The following is a 22,239-nucleotide window of genomic DNA, read 5'->3' as shown; positions in this document are numbered from 1 at the left end:
ATGGGCGAGTCGCATACACGGTCAGCCCCCGAACGGGCTCGACCCGGTGCCGCGTTCCACGATGCGCGCGTAGTTCTCGGGCGTCGTCGTGTTCTCGGCGAGCACGTTGGGTTTGCCGAGGCCGTGGTAATCGCTCGACCCGGTGACGATCAGGTCGTACCGCTTCGCGACCTCGGTCCAGCGTTCGAGCGACGCGGCCCCGTTGTCACGGTGCCCGATCTCGACCCCGGCGAGGCCGGCATCCACCATCGCCTGGATGCGCTTGTCGCTGAAGACGCGATCCGGCCCGCGGCCACCCGGATGCGCGAGCACCGGCACCCCGCCGGCGGCGACGATCAGTTCGACGCCGGTGAGCGGCTTCGGCGCCGGGTGCGGCCGGTAGTAGCCGGCTCTCCAGTGCAGGATGCTCTCGAACGCGGCGCTGCGGTCGGCGACGTGTCCGCGGTGCACGAGCGCGTCGGCGATGTGCGGGCGCCCGATCGTCGAGCCGGGTTGGGCCTGGGCGAGCACGTCGTCCCAGTCGAGGGCGTAGTCGACGGCGATGCGCCGCACCATCGCCTCGGCGCGGTGCAGCCGTTCGGCGCGGATGCGTTCGGTCTCGGCGAGCAGGCCCGGATGCGCGGGGTCGATCAGGTAGGCGAGCAGGTGCACGCTCGCGCCGTCGAGCTGGGTGGAGAGTTCCATGCCCGGCAAGATCGTGATGCCGGTTCCCTCTGCGGCCGCGAAGGCGGGGACCCACCCGGCCGTCGAGTCGTGGTCGGTGATCGCGAGAACGTCGAGCCCCGCAGCCACTCCCGCCGCGACGAGTTCAGCTGGCGACTCGGTGCCGTCCGAGACGCTGCTGTGCGCATGCAAGTCGATGAGCGGCGCAGACACCCCGCCATCGTAGGCTCGACGGGCCATGTTCCGCCGAGTGCTCTCCGCCGCCGTCATCGTCCTGTTGGGGGCGGCCCTGCTGCTCGCCGCCTGGCCGCAGCTCGTCGGCATCCAGCGCGAGGCCGGGGTGGTGCAGGTGACGACGATGCGCGGGATGCTGGCCGCCGTCGCCGTGCTGTGCGCCGTGTTGTTCACCCTCGTCGCGGCGCTCTCGGTGAACCTGCGACGGTTCGCGGGGGCCGTGGCCCTGCTGTTGCTGTTGTTCGCCGGCATCCAGTTCGCGGTGCTCAGCACGCGCGGCGCGGGAAATCTCGCATTCGAGACCAAAGCACCCGGCGACCTCACGGTGCTCGCCTGGAACACCCTCGGCGACAGCCCTCAGGCGCAGGTCACGATCGACCTGATCCTCACCGAGGATGCCGACATCGTCGTGCTGCCCGAGACGAGCCAGGAGTACGCCCGCGCCGTGCAGAGCGGACTCGGGGCGGCAGGCGTCGAGATGCAGGTGATTCCGCTGTCGTACGACCTCATCTCGAAGGCGCGGTCGACGATCGTGCTCATCTCAGAAGATCTCGGCGAGTACGCACGCGACGACAGCCGCGGCGGCACCGACACCCTGCCGTCGGTGCTCGCGGTGCCGGTCGACGGCACCGGTCCGACGATCGTGGGCGCGCATCCGGTCGCTCCCGTTCCCGGCGAGATGACGGGCTGGCGGCAGGGTCTCGACTGGCTGGCCGCCCGCTGCGCGGGCGACAACGTGATCCTCGCCGGCGATCTCAACTCGACCCTCGACCACTACACCGGCCTCGACGCGGCATCCGATGCCAGCGGGGGCTTGGGCGGATGCCGCGACGGCGCGCGCGTGACCGGCAACGCCGCGGTGGGCACCTGGCCGACCTCCGTCCCCACCCTGCTCGGCGCGCCCATCGACCACGTGATGGCCACCGGGAACTGGGAGTTCGTCGGCTTCCAGGTGATCACTACGCACGACGGGGCGGGCAGCGATCACCGCCCCGTCGTCGCGCAGCTGCGGCCGTCCGAGTGACAATGGAGCATGGCCCACGAGTCCAGCCCGGCAGCCCCGCGCGTCACCGCCAACCGGTCTGCGCTGCCGACGACCCCCGAGTTCCGTGAGTACATCTCCTCGAACTGGGCCGAGCACCCCGACCTGACGCCCTCACCGCGCGTCGCCGCCCCGTATGCGGCGATGCGCCGTCAGCGCATCTCGGCGCAGTATCCGGGCATGCGGCTCATCGTGCCGGCCGGCCCGGCCCGCGTGCGCTCGAACGACACCGATCACCCGTACCGCGCGCACTCGGCGTTCGCCTACCTCACCGGCTGGGGGTCGGATGCGGTGCCCGACTCGGTGCTGGTGTTCGAACCCACGGCCGACGGGCATGACGCCACGCTCTACTTCCTCGCCGCCGCCGGTCGCGACACGACCGAGTTCTACGCGAACGCCGCGGTCGGCGAATTCTGGACCGGCCCCCGCCCGTCGCTCGCCCACGTCGCCGCCGATCTCGGCCTGCCGACCCGCGCCCTCGCCGACCTCGAGGCGGTGCTGGATGCGGTCGACGCCTCCACTCTCGTGGTGCGCGACGCCGACCCCGGCCTCACCGACCAGATCGACGGCCGCCGGCTGCTCGCCGCCGTCGACGCGGAAACGGTCGACGACGAGGCGGATGCCGCGCTCGCGAGCGACCTGAGCGAGTTGCGGTTCGTGAAAGACGAGTGGGAGCTTTCCGAGATGCGCGCGGCGGTTGACGCGACCAAGCGCGGCTTCGACGAGATCATCGCCGATCTGCCCGCCGCCATCGCGGTGGAGCGCGGCGAACGCATCGTCGAGGGCACCTTCAACCGGCGCGCCCGCCTCGACGGCAACACCGTCGGCTACGACACGATCGCCGCGAGCGGCCCGCACGCCTGCTACCTGCACTGGACCCGCAACGACGGCCCCGTGGTTCCCGGCGACCTGCTGCTGATCGACGCGGGCGTCGAACTCGACAGCCTCTACACCGCCGACATCACGCGCACGCTCCCGGTGAATGGGCGCTTCAGCGACATCCAGCGAAAGGTGTACGACGCGGTGCTCGAAGCGGCGGATGCCGCACGCGCGATCGTCAAGCCGGGCATCCGGTTCCGCGAGGTGCACGCGGAGGCGATGCGGGTCGTCGCGGAGAAGACGGCTTCTTGGGGGTTGCTGCCGGGGTCAGCCGAAGAGTCGCTCGACACCGGCCAGTGGCACCGTCGGTACATGATCCACGGCACCTCGCATCACCTCGGGCTCGACGTGCACGACTGCGCGAAAGCCCGCCGCGAGCTCTACCTCGAGGGCGTGCTGGAGCCCGGGATGGTGTTCACGATCGAGCCCGGGTTGTACTTCCAGGCCGACGACCTCACCGTTCCCGAGGAGTACCGCGGCATCGGGGTGCGCATCGAAGACAACATCGTCGTGACGGAGGATGGGTGCGAGTTGCTCTCCGGCGACATCCCGCGCACCGCCGAGGCCGTCGAAGCCTGGATGCGCGCGCTCGCTTGAGAGGGAGGCGCTTTCGCACCTCCCAGCGGCGCCAGCGTCGACGCCCGTCTCGGGCGGCGGATCGGCCCCAGGTCGTTAGTCGGTCGGTGCAGGACGCGACAGCACGTCCTGCGCCTTCGCGAGGTGCTCCCCCGCGACGAGCACCTGGTAGTTCGATGCCAGCACCTGGGTCTGCGAGTCGAAGTCGCGGCTGCGGCGCGCGATGCCGTACGAGATCAGGCGGAAGAACATGCCCGCCACCGCACCGATGAGCAGCGCGGCCAAGAACAGGCCCCAGTTGATCGTCGGAGAGAAGAACGACAGCAGCAGGCCGACGAAGAGACCGAACCACGCACCGCTGAGGGCACCTTCGAGAGCCGCGCGGTTCCAGGAGAGCCGCCGGGTCACCCGCTCGACGGTCTTCAGGTCGTTGCCGACGATCGACAGGTCGGCGATCGTGAAGTCGCCCTTCGCGAGCCGGTCGACGACCGACTGCGCCTCGGCGTACGTCTCATAGGTGCCGAGCACGTCGCCCTTGGGCACGCGCTGTTGGAAGGCGCCGCCGCTGCGGCCGAATGCTCCTGGGTTGCTCACGCCGTCAGTATTCCAGCTTCCGGTTGGGGTCTGCTCGGTGCGGCGGCGACAGGGTCTCGACACGCGGCCTCCGGCGGCTACTCGACCACCGAGGAGCGACGCCTCCGGCGGGTACTCGACCAGTGAGGGCTAATCTTTCAGCGTGAGCGCGACGCGGGTCTTCGTCGCCCGGCTGGCCGGGTGTTCCGTCTTCGACCCCGCGGGCGACAAGGTCGGCAAGGCCCGGGATGTCGTGGTCGTCTACCGGCGCACGCGCAGCCCCCGAGTGGTCGGGCTGATCGTCGAGGTGCCGGGAAGGCGCCGCGTCTTCCTCAGCATCGGGCGGGTCACGAGCATCGGCTCCGGTCAGATCATCACCACGGGCCTGATCAACCTGCGACGCTTCGAGCAGCGCGGCGGCGAGGTGCGGGTGATCGCGGAGCTCCTCGGGCGCAAGGTCGCTCTGCGCGACGGTTCTGGCGACGCGACGATCGAAGATGTCGCGATCGAAGAGGCCGCCCCCGGCGAGTGGGAGGTCGGCGACCTGTTCCTGCGTCGGCGGCCGCGCACGGCATCCCCCTTCTCGAAGGGCACGACGACGTTCTCCCCCTGGGATCAGGTGCGTGAGAACACTGCCTCGGGTGAGGCGCAGTCGGCGGAGCATCTCGTGGCGTCGTACTCCGACCTGCTGCCGGCCGACCTGGCGAGCACCCTGCTCGACCTGCCCGAAGGTCGACGGCTCGAGGTCGCCGAAGAGCTGCCCGACGACCGGCTCGCCGACGCGCTCGAAGAGATGCCCGAGCAGGAACAGGTCGACCTGATCAGCCAGCTCGGCGATGAGCGCGCCGCCCACGTGCTCGACCAGATGGAACCCGACGACGCCGCCGACCTCATCGCGCAGCTCACGACCGAACGCGGTGAGGCGCTGCTGGAGCTGATGGAGCCCGAAGAGGCCGACGACGTGCGCTTCCTGCTCGCCTACGGACCCGACACCGCGGGTGGCCTCATGACGACCGAGCCGATCATCGTGTCGGCCGACGCCACCGTCGCGGAGGGGCTCGCGCTCATCCGCCGTCACGAACTCGCCCCCGCTCTCGGCGCGGCGCTGTGCGTGACCCTGCCGCCGTACGAGCCGCCGACCGGGCGATTCCTCGGCATGGTGCACTTCCAACGGATGCTGCGCTACCCGCCGCACGAACGTCTCGGCACGCTGCTCGACACGAGCCTCGAACCCGTGAAGCCCGACACGAGCGCCGCCGAGGTGTCGCGCCGACTCGCCTCGTACGACCTCGTGCAGCTGCCCGTCGTCGACGAACAGCACCGACTCGTCGGGGTGGTGACCATCGACGACGTTCTCGACTACCTGCTGCCGGACGACTGGCGAAGTACCAACGAAGATCCCGAGCCTGGCTCTGCTGATCTACTGAAAACAGACACCGCATCCATCCCGACCCGCAGCCAGACCGGAAGGAGGACGCCGCATGGCCCGCGCACCTCGTCAACCACGTAACGATCACCGGCTCGACCTTCCCAAGGGCGCCCGGAGCGGGTTCTCGACGTTCGCCCCGCGGTTCCAGAGCCGCGACCGGTTCGGCCGGTTCACCGAAGCGATCGCCCGCGGCATGGGAACCCCCTGGTTCCTGTTCCTTCTCTCGGTCGTCGTCGTGCTCTGGATGCTGTGGAACACTCTCGGCCCCGAACGGTTGCGCTTCGACTCGCAGGCGCTCGGCTTCACGGTGCTGACCCTCGTGCTCTCGCTACAGGCCTCGTACGCGGCGCCGCTCATCCTGCTCGCGCAGAACCGACAGGACGACCGCGACCGGGTGCAGATCGAGCAGGATCGGCAACGCGCCGAGCGCAACCTCGCCGACACCGAGTACCTGGCACGCGAGGTCGTCGCGCTACGGCTCGCGATGAAGGATGTCGCCACGAAGGACTTCATTCGCGCCGAGCTGCGCGCCCTGCTGGAAGACCTCGACACCGAGATCAAGAACGAGTCGCCGAAGTGACCGCCGACGCGGTGCGAGCCGCGCTCGGTCGGGTCATCGACCCGGAGATCCGCCGCCCGATCACCGACCTCGACATGGTGCGGGCTGTGACCGTCGACGGCGGTGTCGCAACCGTCGAGCTGGTGCTGACGATCGTCGGATGCCCGGCTGCCGATACCATCGAGCGGGATGTACGCGCAGCCGTGCTGAGCGTTCCGGGTATCTCTGGTATCGACCTGACGGTCGGGGTGATGACCGTGCCCGAACGCGAGGCACTGGTCGCCCGGCTTCGGGGCGCCCGCACGACGCAGTTCGGCCCCGACACCCTGACCAAGATCTACGCCGTCACGAGCGGCAAGGGCGGCGTCGGCAAGTCGACGCTCACCGCCAACCTCGCGGTCGCCCTCGCCGCGCGGGGGCTGAAGGTGGGCCTCGTGGATGCGGATGTCTTCGGCTTCTCGATCCCCGGCATCCTGGGCCTCGGCCCCGACGACCGCCCCACCAAGGTGGGCGACCTCATGATGCCGCCGTCGGCGCACGGGGTGTCGGTCATCTCGATCGGCATGTTCGTGGATGCCTCGACCGCGGTGTCGTGGCGCGGACCGCTGCTGCACCGCACCATCCAGCAGTTCCTCACCGACGTGTGGTTCGGCGACCTCGACGTGCTGTTGCTCGACCTGCCGCCCGGCACCGGCGACGTCGCGATCTCGATCGGTCAACTGCTGCCGCACGCGTCGGTGCTCGTGGTGACGACTCCGCAACCGGCGGCCGCCGACGTCGCCGAGCGGTCCGGCCTCGTCGCCCGGCAGACCGGTCAGACCGTGATCGGCGTCGTCGAGAATATGACCGGCGAACTGTTCGGCTCGGGCGGCGGGGATGCCGTCGCCGCTCGGCTCGACGTGCCGGTGCTCGCCCGCATCCCCCTCTCAGTGCCGCTGCGGGAAGGCGGGGATGCCGGTGCCCCGGTCGTGCTCGCGGACCCCGGTGACCCGGCGGCTGCCGCCATCCTCTCGCTTGCCGACACCCTCGCCGCCCGCGGCCGCGACCTCACCTCGCGGAAGTTGCCGCTCTCGCCGCGCTGACCAGTGTTCATCCGCGACTTTTCGTCCTGACAACCCTTGGATCCGCGCGAAAAGTCGCGGATTGCGGTGACCGTTAGTCGCCGAGGCCCAGCTAAGCGGGATCCGACGCGCCCCGGGCCGGCTCCGCGAGGTCGATGTCGCGCTTGCGCAACGGATAACGCAACAGCGAGACGAACGACACCGCCATCAGCACAGCAGGCACGACGCTGAACGACATCACGATTCCGAAGATCGCCGAGGTGGGCTGCGCCTCGACGGCGGTCGCGGCGGTCGACTCGAGGTAGCCCGAGACGGCGAGGATGACGGCGAGGATCGTCGTTCCGAACGCGAGGCCCATGGTTTCGCCAGCCGTCCAGATGCCACTGAACGAGCCGCCCCGGCCGGGGCCGTTGGTGCGGGCGTCGTGGGCGATCACGTCGGGCAGCATCGACAGCGGCAGCGCCTGGATGCCGGCGTAGGCGATGCCGACGAAACCGATCGGCACGACGATCCAGAAGCCCGGAACGATCAGCAACCCCGTGAGCGACAGCGCGGCGAGGAAGAAGATGGATGTCGCGATGACATAAGAGCGCTCCTTGCCGATGCGGCGCGCGACAACACCCCAGAGCGGCGCGGCGATGATCGCCGGCAGGATGAGGGCGACGAACAGCAGAGTCACCGCGTCGGTGTCGCCGAGCACCCAGGTGGCGACGTACTGCGTGCCGGCGAGCATCCCGCCCGCGGCGAGCGCCTGCGTGAAGAAGGTGGCGAGCAGCGTGCGGAACGGCTGGCTCGACCGCAGCATCGCCGTGCCGCGGCGGGCCTGAACGGCGATCGAGTCGCGCGGCGGCGCCACTTCGGTGAAGACCCGGGATGCCGGCTTCGGCGGAACGACCACCACGCCGCGCGCTGCCTTCTCGACGCCTGCGGTGATGACGATCGCCACGATGAAGATGACCGCGGCGCCGACCGCCATGGAGAGGTAACCGCCGAAGTCGGTGCCGAACAGCTCGGTGCCGACCTCACGCAGGGCCGGACCCCCGCCGCCGTACAGCAGGATCGCGGCGGTCAACACGACGACGCGAGCCGACAGCAGCCGGGTACGCGCGTCATAGCCTGACACCAGTTCGGCCGGCAGCACGTTGTACGGCACCTGGAAGAACGAGAACCCGGTCGCGGCGAGCAGGAATGCGACGAACACCCAGACGGCGGCGAGCAGCGGTTCTGTGCCGGTCGGTACGGCGAAGGTCACGACGAAGAACACCGGCAGCACCACAGCGCCGAGCAGCATGAGGCGGCGGCGAGAACCCCGCGCCGCGAACTCGCGGTCACTGTACGCCCCGACGATCGGGTCGATGATGATGTCCCAGATCTTGGCGAACGTCACCACTGCTCCGGCGAGCAGCGCGGGCACCGCGAGGGAGTCGGTCAGGTAGAAGACGAGCACTAGGCCGGGGAGGGCCGCGAAACCGCTCGTGACGAACTCACCGATCGCGTACCGTGCAGTGACGCCGCCACGCAACTCCCGCGAGCGGGCGGGGGCGGTCGGGGTCACTCCGCGATCCTATGCGGCGCGTGCGTCAATTTCGTGCCCCCAACCGGGTCACTCGGACGGTTCGACCAGCCGCGCGAGCAGCTCGATGAGCAGCCGCTCGGCGAGCGGTGGCGGGGTGGCTTCGATGACCGCGAGGAGCGGGGCGAGGGTTTCGGGCAGCGCACCGTCAGCGCCGACGCCGAACGAGGCAAGAATCGCCGCGGCCGTGTCGGAATCGAGGGGGCCGGTCACCGGGGGCAGCTGGCTGAGCGCCGCGGGAGGGTCGATGTGCGGGATGCCGCGCACCGCATCCGCGGCCGCCCCCAGCACACCCAGAAGGTCGGGCAGCACGCGCTCGGTGACCGGGGTGATCGTCAGGTGGGTCGTCGGCGGGATGCCTGCGGATGCCGGTTGGAGCTGCAGAACGAAGCCGAGCCCGCGCGCCGCGTCGCCCCAGTGATGCGGGTCGACCTGTCGGTCCGCAGGCACGGCCGGGTCGGCGGCGACGGCGAGCAGCGGCCCGACGGGGGTACCGACGACGCGGAGCCCTTCGATCGCGTCGATCGCCTCGATGATCGCCGTCGTCGATCGGCGGCACGAGTCGGCGAGCCCCTGGAACCCGTCGGCGCCGAGGGCGTGGGTGATCGCCCACGCCGCGGCGAGGGGGCCCGCCGACTTCGAGCCGAGGATCGTGGAGTTGACGACCGGGTATCCCGGCCAGCGGGTGGTCGCGAAGTACTGCAGCCGCTGCCGGTCGCGCCCGCGTTGCAGCAGCACCGAGACGCCCTTCGGCGCGTACCCGTACTTGTGCAGGTCGGCGCTGACGCTCGTGACCCCGGGCACCGCGAAGTCCCACGCGGGGACGCCCGGCCAGAACGGCAGCACGAGCCCGCCGATGCACGCGTCGACGTGCATCGGGATGCCGCGGGCCGACGTCAGCGCCGCCACCTCCGCGACGGGGTCGAGGGTCGCCGTGGGGTAGGAGGGCGCCGACACGACGACGAGGGCGACGTCATCGCCGAGCCACTCGTGGATCGCGGAGACGGACACCGTGCCGTCCGGGGAAACCGGAACGAGGTCGAGGGTCAGCCCGAAATAGTGCGCTGCCTTCTGGAACGCGGCATGCGCCGTGACGGGCATCACGAGCCGCGGGATTCCGCCGCCGTACGCAGCCATCCAGGCATCCCGTGCCGTCTTCACCGCGAGCAGACAGCTCTCGGTACCCCCCGTCGTCACGGTGCCGACGACGTCAACGTCGCCGTGCAACAGCCCGCGCACGAAGCCGAGTAGGTCACGCTCGAGCGCCGCGACCGACCCGAACGTCGTGGGATCGAGACCGTTGACCGGCTGCATGAGTCGCGCGGCGTCGGCGGCGAGCTCGTCGAGCTCGGCCAGCCCCGGGTCGTAGACGTACGAGAGCACGCGACCGCCGTGGGTGGGCGCATCTCCCGCCCGGAGGTCGCGCAACCGCTTCAGGATGCCGGCGGGCTGCTCGGCGAACGTCATGCGATCGGCGCCCCGGCCGGCGGCGCGTCGGCGTGCCGCACGATCCGGTCGATGTCGGCCTTGCGCAGCGGGTAGCGCGCGAGCGAAATGAGGCTCGCGAACATCAGCGCCGCCGGGATCACGCTGAAGCCCAGGATGATGCCGAGGATCGCACTGTCGGGCTGGGTCGCCGTCTGCTCGGCGACCGTCGGGATGAACCCCGTGACGGTGAGCACGATCGACAGGATGGTTCCGCCGAACGCCAGGCCCGCGGTCTCGCCCGCCGTCCAGACCCCGCTGAAGGTGCCGGCCCGACCAGGCCCGTTCGTCTGCGCATCGTGAGCGACCGTGTCGGGCAGCATCGCGAGCGGCAGCGACTGCAATCCCGCGTAGGCAGCGCCGGCGAGCGCGACCGGGCCGTAGAGCCAGGGCCCGGGAAACCAGATCAGCAGCACGAGCGACAGCGCGGCGAGACCGAAGAGCACCGTCGCGATGCGGAAGGCGCGCTCCTTGCCGATGCGCCGCGACACGATCGCCCACAGCGGGGTGACCACGATCGCCGGGGCGATCAGCGACAGGAACAGCAGGATCACTCCCGTGCCCAGGATCTCGGCCGCGACGTAGGCGGCTCCGGCGAGCATGAGGCCGATCGCGAGTGCCTGCACGATGAAGGTGAAGAGCAGCGCGCGATACGGCTGGCTGTCGCGCACCGCCGACCAGCCGCGTCGGAAGTGCATGAGCAGCCCGGTCTGCGGCGCCGCGATCCCCTGGATCGGCTCCGACCCGGGAGCGACGGGCGCGCGATCGACTCGGGCGCTGCGCTCGACCGTCGACGCGATGAGGAACGCCACGAGGAAGATCACGCCCGCCACGGCCGCCATCGCGAGGTACCCCAGGTATTCGGTTCCGCCGTTGTTCACGACGAGCAGCACGATCTCGGGCGCTCCCCCGCCGAAGGCGAGGATCGCGAGGGTCAGCACGATGACGCGAGCCGAGAGCAGACGGGTGCGCGCGTCGTAGCTGTCGACGAGCTCCGCCGGCAGCGCGATGTACGGCACCTGGAACAGGCTGAACGCGGTCGCCGCCAACAGGAACGCGCCGAGCACCCACGCGGCCGACGCGAGCGGGGGCAACCCAGGGGGAACGGCGAAGGTGAGCACGAAGAACACCGGCAGCAGGATGGCGCCGATCACCATGAAGCGGCGGCGGGATCCGGTGCGGGCGAGACTGCGATCGCTGCGGGCGCCGATCCAGGGGTCGATGATGACGTCCCAGATCTTCGAGACCGTGAATGCGACCCCGGCGAACGCGGGACTCACCCCGAGCGTGTTGGTCATGTAGATGAGCAGCACCAGACCGGGCAGAGTGCCGAATCCCCCTGTACCGACCGAGCCGACCGCGTAACGGGCGACGGTGCCGCGGCGCAACGCGCGTGCGGGCGTGGTCATGCACTGATCGTACGAGGTCTCGACACGCGTCTGCCTTCGGCAGGCGCTACTCGACCCAAGGGAAAGTAGGGTTCACTCATGTCGGGATCTCCGGTCGATCGGGCAACAGCGCAGGCGCTGACCCGCGACCTCACCGCGACGGCGAAGAAGCCGGTCGCCGTCATCGCACCGTTCACCGGCGAAACCCTGCACGACCTGCCGCAGAGCACCGTCGCGGATGTCGCGGCAGCGGCCACCGCGGCGCGGGAGGCACAACAGGCCTGGTGGTCGGCGGGCTTCGCGCACCGCCGGAAAGTGCTGCTGCGCGCGCACGACCTGCTGTTGGAACGCCGCGAAGAACTCCTGGATGCCGTGCAGACCGAGACCGGCAAGACCCGGGGGCAGGCGTTCGAAGAGGTCTTCCAGGCGGCGGGCGCCACGCGGTATGCGGCGCTCTCTGCGCGCAAGGTGCTCTCGCCCACCAGGCGGCGGGCCGGCATCCCGATCGTCATCGGCACCCAGGTGCGCTACGAGCCGAAGGGCATCGTCGGGGTCATCACCCCGTGGAACTATCCGCTTGCGCTCGCCATCATGGACGTCGCGCCAGCGCTCGCCTCCGGCAACGGCGTCGTGCAGAAGGCCGACGATCAGGGCGCGCTGTCGATCCTCACCGCCCGACGCGCGTTCCTGGATGCCGGCGTGCCCGCGGCCCTCTGGGGTGTCGTGTGCGGACCGGGTGCCGAGATCGGCAACGCCGTCGTCGATGCCGTCGACTACGTGTGCTTCACCGGCTCGACGGCTACGGGCAAGGTCGTCGCCGAGCGCGCATCCCGGCGCCTCATCGGCGTCTCACTGGAACTCGGCGGCAAGAACCCGATGATCGTGCTCGACGACGTCGACCCGGTGAAGGCCGCCGAAGACGCCGCCTACGGGTGCTTCTCGGCCGCCGGCCAGTTGTGCGTCTCGATGGAACGCGTCTACGTCGAGAAGGGAGTCGCCGAGGCGTTCACGGCGACGTTCGCCGAGCGCACCCGCTCGCTCAGAATCGGCACCGCCTTCGACTACACGACGGATGCCGGATCACTCGCGACGAAAGCGCAGCTCGAGCGGGTCACGGCGCACATCGACGACGCCGTGAAGAAGGGCGCGACAGTGCTCGCCGGCGGAAACCGGCGCCCCGACATCGGCCCCTACTTCGTCGAGCCCACCGTGCTGACCGGCGTCACCAGCGAGATGAGCTGCAGCCGCGACGAGACCTTCGGCGCGCTCGTCGCCGTGCAGGTCGTCGAAAACGCGGACGAAGCCGTCGCGCTCGCCAACGACTCCGAGTTCGGGCTCAACGCGTCAATTCTCAGCGGGTCGAAACGACGGGCCCTGCGCCTCGCGCGCCGCATCGACGCCGGATCCGTGAACGTCAACGAGGGCTACCGCGGCTCGTTCTCGTCGGTCGACGCGCCGATGGGCGGCGTGAAACTCTCCGGCCTCGGTCGCCGTAACGGCCCCGAGGGGCTGCTGCGCTTCATGGAAGCCCACACCATCTCGCATGCCACCGGCATCCTGCAGCTCCCCCGCACCGGCGCCGAGTTTCGCCGCCTGGCCGGCCCCATGATCCTGCTGCTCCGCGTGCTGAAGGGCGTGCGCCGCCGGTAGTCCATCCCGCTGGTTGAGTAGGCCGCGCAGCGGGCGTGTCGAAACCACACCCGCACGACGTGGTCTCGACACGCGGCCTGCGGCCGCTACTCGACCACCGAGGTTGTCAGGTGGACTCGGTGTCGAAAGGTGCGGGGCGGCCCTTGCCCTGTTTGCGCTGGCGTTGCTCGTAGGCGGACTCGCGGTAGCGCGGCGTCGAGGTGGGGCCGTTGGGTGAAACGGGCTTCGCGGGAGGGAGCACTTCGTCGACGAGGGCTTCGCGGATGATGCGACGGGGGTCGTACTGGCGGGGGTCGAGTTTGCGCCAGTCGACCTCATCGAACTCCGGACCCATCTCCTCGCGCATGCGCTCCTTCGCGCCGTTGGCGAATCCGCGCAGGGTCTTCACCAGGCGGGCGAGTTGCGCGGCGTAGCCGGGCAGGCGTTCGGGACCGATGAGAAAGAGCGCGATCACGAGGATGATCAGCAGCTTGTCGAAGGTCAGCCCGAAGGACACGCTCCTCACGATACCCGCGCTCACGCCAGCCGACCGGGTCGGCGGATACGCTCGAAGGGTGGCGGACAAGGAGACGAGCTGGCGGTACGCCGAAGAGTTCGTCGCCGAGCCGGAGGCGATCGCGGTCGCTCGCCGGCATTCGATGGAGTTGGGAATCGACGCGGTCACCCCGGCGATGGGCGCCCAACTGGCGCTGCTCGCGGCGGCGAGCGCCTGCCACTCGATTCTCGAGATCGGCACCGGGGCCGGGGTCAGTGGTCTCTGGCTGCTCCGCGGGGCCCCGAATGCGGTGCTGTCGTCGATCGACCTCGAGTACGACCACCAACAGGTGGCGCGCACCGCGTTCGCCGACGCGAACGTGCCGGCCAACCGCATCCGCCTCATCACCGGAACCGCGGCGCAGGTGCTGCCGAAGATGAACGACGGCGCCTACGACCTGGTGTTCATCGACGCCGACCCCGAGTCGCTGCTCGACTACGTGGAGCACGGCCTGCGCATCGCCCGCCGGGGTGGGATCGTCGTCGTCGCCCACGCGCTGTGGCGGGGTCGGGTCGCCGATCCGGCGTCGCGCGACGACACCGTCGCCGACTACCGAGCGCTGCTCGCCACGATCGCCGAATCGTCAGCGGTCGCCGCCGCCCTCAGTACGGCCGGAGACGGCTTGCTACAGCTGGTCAAACTGGCTGACTAGGTCTCGACACGCCCGCTTCGCGGGCTACTCGACCACCGAGGTCAGACGTTGACGACGCCGCCGAGAGCCTCGTACAGTTCCTTCGCCTCGGCGTCGTTGACCGACACCACGAGGCGGCCACCACCCTCGAGCGGAACGCGCACGATGATCAGGCGACCCTCCTTGACGGCCTCCATCGGCCCGTCAACAGTCCGCGGTTTCATCGCAGCCATGTAATTCCCCTTTCGGATGCCCTGAACTTCTATTATCCCGCACTCTGCCGACTCTCGAAACCGAGGCCCCGTCAGCGGCCTACGGGGGCGTCCAGTCGTAGACGTCGGCGCGCCAGAGACCGTAGGTCCAGAGCACCTGGCCGGCCACCCCCAGCGTCAGCAGTGACGCCCGCCAGATCCACGAGGTGGGCACCGCGAGCGCGCCCAGCGCGGGGGCCAGCGGCACGAGCAACCGGAACGTGCTCGACTGCGGAAAGAACACCGCGAGCAGGTATAGCGCATAGGCGATCAACCAGAACCGGATGTCGGGGGCGAGCCGTCGCGCCCACGGGCTGAGCAGGAACCCGGCGTAGGCGCCGACCAGCGCGACCAGGGCCGCGACACCGGCGACGAGCGACCAGGGGTCGGGCAGGCCGAACCAGTCGTCGAACCAGAACTGCGCGCCCTGTACCCACGGTGCGAACGGGATGAGGTGACCCTCGATCCCGAACCCGCGGCGCCACGCGAACTCGGTGTCGGTGTAGGCGGTGAACTCCCCCGTCACTGCCCAGGCGATGAGCAGCCAGGCGATCCCGGAGAACGCACTCACCAGACCGACGACGATCACTTCGACGCGCTCCCGCCAGGGGAACGGGTCGCGCGCTCTCGTGACGAATCGGTGCACGAGGTGTAGTAGCAACGCGAAGGCGAAGGCGAGCCCACTGGGCCGGGTGAGCGACATGACGACGACGACCGGCACGAGCAACGCGTAACGCCGGTCGACGAGCAACAGGAGCGCGACGAAGAGCAGGAAGAGGTGCATCGACTCCGCGTACGACACCTGGAGGATCGTCGACAGCGGTGCCGTGCAGAACAGCGCCGTCGCGAACAGCGCCGAGCCGGGCGGCAGGAAGCGCACCATGAGCCGGTAGAAGACGAGAGCCGCGGCCCCCGCGAACAGCATCGACACGATCGGCGCGATGACCGGGAACGGGATGCCGACGACGGTGAACAGCCGCAGCACCAGCGGGTAGGCGGGCATGAACGCCCACGCGTTCTCGGTCGCGACCCCGTCGGCGGTGCGCGGGATCTCGTCGGGGTAGCCGGCGGCGTTGATGAACCAGTACCACTGGCCATCCCAGATGTTCGCGAACTCGAAGAATCCCGGACTCGCGCCCGTGCGGTCGCTCACGCCTTGCAGGCTCGCGACGACGAGGAAGACCGCTGTCGTGACGATGCGCGAGGCGACGAAGATCGCGAGCACGCGAGTCAGCCAGTGACTCGCGAGTGCGGTCAGGCGGAGAGCCAAGCTCGCAGGCCCTTTTCGCAGCGCTCGATCTGCTCGACCGGCACGCGTTCGTCGTCGGCGTGGGCGAGCGAGGGGTCGCCCGGCCCGTAGTTGACCGCCGGGATGCCGAGGGCCGCGAAGCGGGCGACATCCGTCCACCCGTACTTGGGTCGCGCCTCCCCGCCCACCGCTGCCAGGAAGTCGAGGGCGAGCGGGTCGGTGAGTCCGGGGCGAGCGCCCTCGGCGATGTCGGTGATCTCGACCTCGAAGCCGACGAAGACATCCCGAACATGTTGTTCGGCCTGTGCGGCGTCACGATCGGGGGCGAAGCGGTAGTTGACCTCGACGACGCACTCGTCGGGGATGACGTTGCCGGCGACCCCGCCGCGGATGCCGACCGCGTTGAGCCCCTCGCGGTAGACGAGGCCGTCGACCTCGGGCTCGCGCGGAACGTAGTCGACGAGCTGCTGCAGCACGGGCGTGATCGCGTGGATCGCGTTCGACCCCATCCAGGCACGTGCGGAGTGGGCGCGCTTTCCGGTGACGCGCACGTCGGCGCGTAGGGTGCCGTTGCAGCCGCCCTCGACCTCGCCGTTCGAGGGTTCGCAGAGCACGGCGAAGTGGGCTTCGAGCAGGTCGGGCCGCGATCGAGCGATGCGGCCGAGCCCGTTGAGGTCGCTCGAGACCTCCTCGTGGTCGTACCAGACCCAGGTCACATCGACGACCGGAGCGGCGACCTGGGCGGCGAGCGCGAGCATCACGGCGCAGCCGCCTTTCATGTCGACGGTCCCGCGGCCCCACAGCACGCCGTCGTCGAGTCGGGCGGGGAGATTGTCGTTCACCGGAACCGTGTCGAGGTGCCCGGCGATCACGACGCGGCGGTCGCGGCCGAGGTTCGTGCGGGCGATGACAGCATCGGCGTCACGGATGATCTCCAGGTGCGGGGAGGCCCGCAACGCCGTTTCGACAGCATCCGCGATGGCCTTCTCGTTGGCCGAGACCGACTCGATGTCGACGAGGGCGCGGGTCAGGTCGACGACGGATGCGGTGAGGTCGAGCGGCACGGGGGCCAGCCTAGCCAGCACTACCCTGAGACTATGACCTCCGTCTGGGGCCACGGGCTCGCCACCATCGCCGACGATGGCACGATTCTCGACACCTGGTACCCGGCGCCCGCGACGACGGAGCCGAGCGATCACGGTCTACCGGCCGCCCTCGCTGCCCACGTCGGGCCGGATGAGCGGCGCGAGGTGCGGGTCGAGCACGTCGTGCTCGGCATCGACCTCGATGCCGCGCCCGACTCGACGACCGACGCCTACCTGCGGCTGCACGCGCTGTCTCACCTGCTCGTCGCGCCGAACGAACTCAACCTCGACGGGATCTTCGCGCACCTTCCGATCGTCGCCTGGACCACCGCCGGCCCGATGCTTCCCGAAGCCTTCGACCGGCTTCGGCCGGCACTGCAGCGGGCCGGCATCTCGTCGCTCGGCGTCGACCGGTTCCCCCGCCTCGTCGACTACGTCACCCCGGCGCGGGTGCGCATCGCCGACCCCGCACGCGTGCGGCTCGGCGCCTACCTCTCCCCCGGAACCACCGTGATGCACGAGGGCTTCGTCAACTTCAACGCCGGTACCCTCGGCGCCTCGATGGTCGAGGGCCGCATCTCGCAGGGCGTGGTCGTCGGTGACGGGTCCGACATCGGCGGCGGTGCATCCATCATGGGCACCCTCTCCGGTGGCGGAACCCACCGGGTGTCGATCGGCGCGCGCTCTCTGCTGGGCGCCAACTCCGGCATCGGCATCTCCCTCGGTGACGACTGCGTCGTCGAGGCCGGCCTCTACGTGACCGCCGGCACGAAGCTCGCACTCCTCGTACCGGGCGAGGAGCCGCGCGTCATCAAGGCCGCCGAACTGAGCGGTGCCTCCGGCATCCTCTACCGCCGCAACTCCGCCACCGGCGCCGTCGAGGCCCTCCCCCGCGACGGCCAGGGCGTCACCCTCAACGAAGCCCTTCACACCTGAGCCCCCTCGGTGGTCGAGTAGCCGCGAAGCGGCGTGTCGAGACCCAGCGCGCGGTCTCGACACGCGCCTACGGCGCTACTCGACCACCGAGGAACTTCAGTCCTTGACGGGCGGGGTGCCGTGGGTGTGGAACGTCGAGATGGTCTGCATCCCCCAGGCCTGTCCCTTCTTGCGCTCGGCTTCCGTCCACACGATGGGCTTCCAGTCGGGCGCCAGGATGAGGCGGGCGCCGGCGTTGGCGAATTCGATGCGGTTGCCGCCGGGCTCCCAGACGTAGAGGAAGAAGGTCTGGTTGATGGCGTGCTTGTGCGGACCGGACTCGATGTGGATGCCGTTTTCGAGGAAGATGTCGGCGGCTTTGAGGATGTCTTCCCGCGTGTCGGGGGCGAAGGCGATGTGGTGCAGACGCCCGTTGCTGCCGGTGTGGTCGGCGGAGTAGACGAGGTCGTAGGACTTGTTCTGGAAGTGGAACCAGTGGGCGGCGATCTTGCCGTTGTCGAGCTGGATGAGCTCGGTGTCTTCGAGTCCGAGCACATCCCGGGCGAAGGCGGCGTTGTCTTCGACGCTCGCGCCGAGGTAGTTGATGTGGTCGAGGCGGCGGGCGTTGACGCCGTGTCCGGGGAACCGGCTCGCCTGGTTCTTGAGCGCCGGCTTGTCGTCGGTGGCCTGGTACCACTCGGTGTCGTAGTACAGCGCCTGCGGATGACCGTCGGGGTCGGTGAAGCGGTACACGCGGCCGACGCCGTGTTCGCCCTCGCCCCAACCGAGCCCGCGGCCGGCCGCTTCGATCGAGGCGACGAGCCGGTCGAGCGCTTCAGGTGATGAGGCGCGGTACTGCACCTCGCCGACGCCGGATTGGTCGCGCGGGGTGAGCTTGATGCTCCAGTTCTCGTAGTCGTCCCAGGTGCGCAGGTAGACGGAGTCGCCCGTGCGCGCGACTTCGCGCATCGCGAGCAGGTCGTTGAAGAACCAGAGGCTCTCGTCGAACTTGTCGGTGAAGAGTTCGACGTTGCCGAGGTGGGCGATGTCGCGGGGGCCGGGCTTGGTCATGAGGTTCTCCTTTGAATCACGAGCGGGGAAAGACGGTGCCGTCGAACAACTTGCGGGCGGTGCGGACGGATGTCGAAGTGCCGCGCCACACCCCGTCGGCATCGAAGACCCGCACCTTGGCGTCGAACGTGCCGCTCGGGTGCTCGATGCGGGTGAGGTCGTCGTCGGGCGCGGTCGCAATCGACGCGGCGACGGTGCCGGGGATGCGCACGGCGGCGGCGATCGAGGCGGCCATGAGCACGCCGATCGAGGTGTGCACCGACTTCGGGATGAAGCCGCGTGTACCGATGGCTCCGCCGTTGCGAGGTGCCGAAAGCAGGAAGACTTTGGGAACTGTCTGCTCGCTGACGTCACCCAGCCCCATCAGCTCGCCACTTTTCCTGCGAATGGTCTCCACCGCGGCAGCGATGTCGGCACGGGACTGCAGTTCGGCGGGGGCCTCGTCGCCCGTGACGCCGAACTCGGCGGCGTCGAGCAGCACGACGGGCATCCCGTTGTCGATGAGGGTCGCGCGGTGGCCGTCGACCTCGTCGATGAGGTTGCCGGTCGGCAGCAGCTCCTTCGCCGTGGTCTCGTCGCCCATCTCGATCTCGATCGCCGCGGCGGTGCCGGGCACGCCGTCGATCGCGGCATCCCCGGCGTATTCGGGCATGCCGCCGGGCGTCGGGAAGGTCGCGGTGGCGAGGTCGCCGGTGTTGACGAGGCGGATGCGGGTGGTCGTCGTCGCTCCACCGGCCGGGATGAGCCCGCGCTCGACGGCGAACGGCCCGACCGCGGCGAGCATGTTGCCGCAGGTCTGCAGGTCGGCCACCACCGGCTCGTCGACGGCGACCTGCAGGAACAGGTAGTCGAGGTCGACGTCAGGTTCGTTCGAAGGCGAGACGATCGCGACCTTGCTGCGCAGCGGATGCCCGCCGCCGACGCCGTCGATCTGTGTCGGGTCAGGGCTGCCCATGATCTCGAGCAGGATGCGGTCACGCGTCTCGTGATCGGCGGGCAGATCGGAGGCGACGAAGAACGCCCCCTTCGACGTGCCGCCCCGCATGAGCATGCAACGCAGTCCTGTTCGCGAAAGTTCGGCGGTGGCCATGTCAGTCGCCGGAGTAGGGCACGTAGCTGACGCCCAGGTCGGCGAGCACTCCGCGGAGGTTGTTCTGATCCATGCTGACGGCGCCTTCGAGGTAGGCGGCGCGGGCGGTGGCCTCCTTCTCGGTGCGCGCCCGCGATGAGGCGATCGCCGCGGCGACCTCGAGGCGTGGCACGACCACGACGCCGTCGTCGTCGGCGATGACGGCGTCGCCCGGGTTCACGACGACCCCGCCGACGACGATCGACACGTTGACCGCGCCCGGGGTGGCCTTCACCGTGCCCTGCGCGTTGACGGCGGCCGACCAGACCGCGAAGCCCATCGCGCGCAGGTCGACGGCATCCCGAACCCCGCCGGTCGTGACGAGGCCGCGCACGCCGCGGCGCTGCAGCTGGGTGGCGAACAGTTCGCCGAACGAGCCGTCGAGCGAGGGTGAGGTGGTGGTGACGACGAGGATGTCGCCCGCCTGGCACTGCTCGATCGCCGCGTGGATCATCAGGTTGTCACCCGGCCAGGAGAGCACGGTGACGGCGGAGCCGGCGATGCGCACGCCCTCTTGCAGGGGTCGGAGGGAGGCACCGACCAAACCGGTACGTCCGGTGGCCTCGTGCACGGTGGCGACGCCATACTCGGCGAGGCGGTCGAGGTCGGTCGTCGCGGTGCGCGGCGGATCGGTGACGATGACGGTTCGCATGCGGCTCTCGATCTTCGGCGGGCGCGGGTGGATTGTCGACAATTCTGGCACCAATCTAGTGCACGAGGCTATACAACTACCTATGCCGGAAGGTAGTGTGCCTCTCACACCCTCCCGGGGAACCGACGACGACGTCTGGAGAAGGACATGACCGCCACCAACCTGCAAGAGAAGATGGATGCCGCCGGCGGTGCCGTCGAGATGTTGCGCAACAACAAGCTCGGCACCTACATCTACCCGGTCGTGCCGTCGGAATTCACCAACTTCCGCCGCGAGGTGCGCGCGTGGCGCGAGACCGCGGTGCTGTTCGACCAGTCGCACCACATGGACAACCTGATCCTCAAAGGCTCGGGCGCGCTTCAACTGCTGAGCGACACGATGATCAACTCGCCGGAGAACTTCCCGGTCAACATGGCCAAGCAGATCGTGCCGGTCGCGTCGAACGGCGGCGTGATCGGGGACGGCATCCTGTTCCACGAGGCCGACGACGAGTACGTCTACGTCGGCCGCTCCCCCGTCGCCAACTGGCTGCGCTACCACGCCGAGAAGGGCGGGTACGACGTCGACATCGAGGTCGACCGCCGCTCCAACTCGCGCCCGTACGGCAACGCCGTGTCCCGCAAGTACTGGCGGCTGCAGATCCAGGGCCCTGCGGCCTGGGACATCATCGAGAAGGTGAACGGCGGCCCCGTCGACAAGGTCAAGTTCTTCCACATGGGTCACATGAACGTGGGCGGCATCCAGGTGCGCACCCTGCGCCACGGCATGGCCGGCGCCCCGGGCCTGGAGATCTGGGGACCCTACGCCGACGCCGAGAAGATCCGCACCACGATCCTCGAGCAGGGAGCCGAGTTCGGCATCGAGCCCGTCGGCTCGCGTGCCTACTCGTCGAACACGCTCGAGTCGGGCTGGATCCCGTCGCCGCTGCCCGCCGTCTACTCGTCGGAGGCCGAGCGCGGTTTCCGCGAATGGACAGGACCCGCCGAGTACGAGGCGATCAACGCCCTCGCCGGCTCGTTCGCCTCGACCGACATCGAGGACTACTACACGACCCCGTGGGAGCTCGGGTACGGCTCGTTCGTGAAGTTCGACCACGACTTCATCGGCCGCGACGCCCTCGAGAAGATCGACCCGACCACGCAGCGCAAGAAGGTCACGCTCGCCTGGAACAGCGACGATGTCACGACCAAGATCTTCGGGTCGTACTTCACGCCCGAGGAGGCCGACGGCGCGCAGTTCTTCGACCTTCCGAACGCGAACTACGGGTCGAGCAACTTCGATTCGATCGTGGATGCCGGCGGAACGCAGGTGGGCGTCTCGATGTTCACCGGGTACTCGGCGAACGAGCGGCGCGCTCTGTCGCTCGCGACGGTCGCCCAGGATGTCGAGGTCGGCACCGAGTTGACGCTGCTCTGGGGCGAGAGCCCGAACACCGAGAAGACCACGGTGCAGCCGCACACGCAGGTGGAGATCCGCGTGGTCGTCAGCCCGGTGCCCTACTCCGAGGTCGCGCGCACCGAGTACCACGGCGGCTGGCGCACCGCCGCGAAGTAACTTTCCGTTTTCAGGAAGTTGGGTGGTGGATGTTGCGGACGTGACGGTTGAGCAC

Annotated in this window: 21 protein-coding genes; 9 read left to right on the top strand and 12 right to left on the bottom strand. The window is 69.5% G+C overall.

Annotated features, from left to right (window positions below; all coding sequences use genetic code 11):
* Positions 1–21 precede the first annotated feature (21 nt).
* The gene (locus WBL06_RS10370) at positions 22–876 is read right to left on the bottom strand and encodes a PHP domain-containing protein (RefSeq protein WP_424455921.1); all 855 of its coding nucleotides are present in this window, start codon (positions 874–876) and stop codon (positions 22–24) included.
* 25 nt (positions 877–901) lie between these two features.
* Between WBL06_RS10370 and WBL06_RS10365 the strand changes: the two genes are divergently transcribed.
* Entirely contained in the window at positions 902–1,921 is a 1,020-nt protein-coding gene (locus tag WBL06_RS10365) for an endonuclease/exonuclease/phosphatase family protein (RefSeq protein WP_424455920.1), read from the top strand.
* A gap of 9 nt (positions 1,922–1,930) precedes the next feature.
* Positions 1,931–3,415, top strand: a complete 1,485-nt coding sequence (locus WBL06_RS10360) for an aminopeptidase P family protein (protein WP_424455919.1) — start codon at positions 1,931–1,933, stop codon at positions 3,413–3,415.
* Between the two features lie 75 nt (positions 3,416–3,490).
* On the opposite strand, the gene WBL06_RS10355 is transcribed toward WBL06_RS10360, so the two are convergent.
* Complete coding sequence (locus WBL06_RS10355; RefSeq protein WP_424455918.1) at positions 3,491–3,988, bottom strand: general stress protein; 498 nt, start codon at positions 3,986–3,988, stop codon at positions 3,491–3,493.
* A 142-nt stretch (positions 3,989–4,130) separates the two neighbouring features.
* Here WBL06_RS10355 and WBL06_RS10350 point away from each other — a divergent pair, with 142 nt between their 5' ends.
* Genes WBL06_RS10350 through WBL06_RS10340 form a run of 3 tightly spaced genes read left to right on the top strand, consistent with a single transcriptional unit; the run spans position 4,131 to position 7,037 of the window.
* On the top strand, positions 4,131–5,477 hold the full coding sequence (locus tag WBL06_RS10350) for a magnesium transporter MgtE N-terminal domain-containing protein (protein WP_424455917.1): 1,347 nt from the start codon (positions 4,131–4,133) through the stop codon (positions 5,475–5,477).
* Positions 5,449–5,976 (top strand): DUF1003 domain-containing protein, encoded by a 528-nt coding sequence (locus tag WBL06_RS10345; protein WP_424455916.1) that lies wholly within the window; start codon positions 5,449–5,451, stop codon positions 5,974–5,976. The genes WBL06_RS10350 and WBL06_RS10345 overlap by 29 nt, the downstream gene beginning before the upstream one ends.
* The gene (locus WBL06_RS10340) at positions 5,973–7,037 is read left to right on the top strand and encodes a P-loop NTPase (protein ID WP_424455915.1); all 1,065 of its coding nucleotides are present in this window, start codon (positions 5,973–5,975) and stop codon (positions 7,035–7,037) included. The genes WBL06_RS10345 and WBL06_RS10340 overlap by 4 nt, the downstream gene beginning before the upstream one ends.
* Before the next feature lie 91 nt (positions 7,038–7,128).
* Here WBL06_RS10340 and WBL06_RS10335 read toward each other — a convergent pair whose 3' ends face one another.
* The 3 genes from WBL06_RS10335 to WBL06_RS10325 are packed head-to-tail and all read right to left on the bottom strand — an operon-like array spanning position 7,129 to position 11,483.
* Positions 7,129–8,571, bottom strand: coding sequence for an MFS transporter (locus WBL06_RS10335; protein ID WP_424455914.1), 1,443 nt, complete (start codon positions 8,569–8,571; stop codon positions 7,129–7,131).
* 48 nt (positions 8,572–8,619) lie between these two features.
* Positions 8,620–10,056, bottom strand: coding sequence for a pyridoxal phosphate-dependent decarboxylase family protein (locus tag WBL06_RS10330; RefSeq protein ID WP_424455913.1), 1,437 nt, complete (start codon positions 10,054–10,056; stop codon positions 8,620–8,622).
* The gene (locus tag WBL06_RS10325; RefSeq protein WP_424455912.1) at positions 10,053–11,483 is read right to left on the bottom strand and encodes an MFS transporter; all 1,431 of its coding nucleotides are present in this window, start codon (positions 11,481–11,483) and stop codon (positions 10,053–10,055) included. Before WBL06_RS10325 ends, WBL06_RS10330 begins: the two co-directional genes overlap by 4 nt.
* A 78-nt stretch (positions 11,484–11,561) precedes the next feature.
* On the opposite strand from WBL06_RS10325, the gene WBL06_RS10320 reads away from it, so the two are divergent.
* The gene (locus tag WBL06_RS10320) at positions 11,562–13,112 is read left to right on the top strand and encodes a succinic semialdehyde dehydrogenase (RefSeq protein ID WP_424455911.1); all 1,551 of its coding nucleotides are present in this window, start codon (positions 11,562–11,564) and stop codon (positions 13,110–13,112) included.
* Between the two features lie 106 nt (positions 13,113–13,218).
* Here the strand turns inward: WBL06_RS10320 and WBL06_RS10315 are convergent, their stop codons facing one another.
* On the bottom strand, positions 13,219–13,608 hold the full coding sequence (locus tag WBL06_RS10315; protein ID WP_424455910.1) for a twin-arginine translocase TatA/TatE family subunit: 390 nt from the start codon (positions 13,606–13,608) through the stop codon (positions 13,219–13,221).
* 58 nt (positions 13,609–13,666) lie between these two features.
* On the opposite strand from WBL06_RS10315, the gene WBL06_RS10310 reads away from it, so the two are divergent.
* The gene (locus WBL06_RS10310) at positions 13,667–14,299 is read left to right on the top strand and encodes an O-methyltransferase (RefSeq protein ID WP_424455909.1); all 633 of its coding nucleotides are present in this window, start codon (positions 13,667–13,669) and stop codon (positions 14,297–14,299) included.
* A gap of 41 nt (positions 14,300–14,340) precedes the next feature.
* On the opposite strand, the gene WBL06_RS10305 is transcribed toward WBL06_RS10310, so the two are convergent.
* The 3 genes from WBL06_RS10305 to dapE form a co-directional block, all read right to left on the bottom strand.
* Positions 14,341–14,511, bottom strand: coding sequence for a DUF3117 domain-containing protein (locus WBL06_RS10305; protein WP_191281480.1), 171 nt, complete (start codon positions 14,509–14,511; stop codon positions 14,341–14,343).
* Between the two features lie 79 nt (positions 14,512–14,590).
* Entirely contained in the window at positions 14,591–15,799 is a 1,209-nt protein-coding gene (locus WBL06_RS10300) for a hypothetical protein (RefSeq protein ID WP_424455908.1), read from the bottom strand.
* Entirely contained in the window at positions 15,784–16,863 is a 1,080-nt protein-coding gene (gene dapE / locus WBL06_RS10295; protein WP_424455907.1) for a succinyl-diaminopimelate desuccinylase, read from the bottom strand. The genes WBL06_RS10300 and dapE overlap by 16 nt, the downstream gene beginning before the upstream one ends.
* 12 nt (positions 16,864–16,875) lie before the next feature.
* Between dapE and dapD the strand changes: the two genes are divergently transcribed.
* Positions 16,876–17,799: a 2,3,4,5-tetrahydropyridine-2,6-dicarboxylate N-succinyltransferase gene (dapD, locus tag WBL06_RS10290; RefSeq protein ID WP_424455906.1), complete on the top strand. Its 924-nt coding sequence runs from the start codon at positions 16,876–16,878 to the stop codon at positions 17,797–17,799.
* A gap of 96 nt (positions 17,800–17,895) precedes the next feature.
* Here the strand turns inward: dapD and WBL06_RS10285 are convergent, their stop codons facing one another.
* Genes WBL06_RS10285 through WBL06_RS10275 form a run of 3 tightly spaced genes read right to left on the bottom strand, consistent with a single transcriptional unit; the run spans position 17,896 to position 20,630 of the window.
* Positions 17,896–18,849 (bottom strand): VOC family protein, encoded by a 954-nt coding sequence (locus WBL06_RS10285; protein ID WP_424455905.1) that lies wholly within the window; start codon positions 18,847–18,849, stop codon positions 17,896–17,898.
* A gap of 16 nt (positions 18,850–18,865) precedes the next feature.
* Positions 18,866–19,900, bottom strand: a complete 1,035-nt coding sequence (locus WBL06_RS10280) for a 4-oxalomesaconate tautomerase (protein WP_424455904.1) — start codon at positions 19,898–19,900, stop codon at positions 18,866–18,868.
* A gap of 40 nt (positions 19,901–19,940) precedes the next feature.
* Complete coding sequence (locus tag WBL06_RS10275; protein ID WP_424455903.1) at positions 19,941–20,630, bottom strand: 4-carboxy-4-hydroxy-2-oxoadipate aldolase/oxaloacetate decarboxylase; 690 nt, start codon at positions 20,628–20,630, stop codon at positions 19,941–19,943.
* Positions 20,631–20,777: 147 nt separating this feature from the next.
* On the opposite strand from WBL06_RS10275, the gene ligM reads away from it, so the two are divergent.
* Positions 20,778–22,184, top strand: coding sequence for a vanillate/3-O-methylgallate O-demethylase (ligM, locus tag WBL06_RS10270; RefSeq protein WP_424455902.1), 1,407 nt, complete (start codon positions 20,778–20,780; stop codon positions 22,182–22,184).
* The last annotated feature ends 55 nt before the right edge of the window (positions 22,185–22,239 follow it).

This window comes from Pseudolysinimonas sp., from assembly GCF_049651805.1.
Classification (GTDB): Bacteria; Actinomycetota; Actinomycetes; order Actinomycetales; family Microbacteriaceae; genus Pseudolysinimonas_A.
The sequence above is the reverse complement of the archived record's forward strand: the minus strand, read 5'-3'. Positions and strand labels throughout refer to the sequence as shown.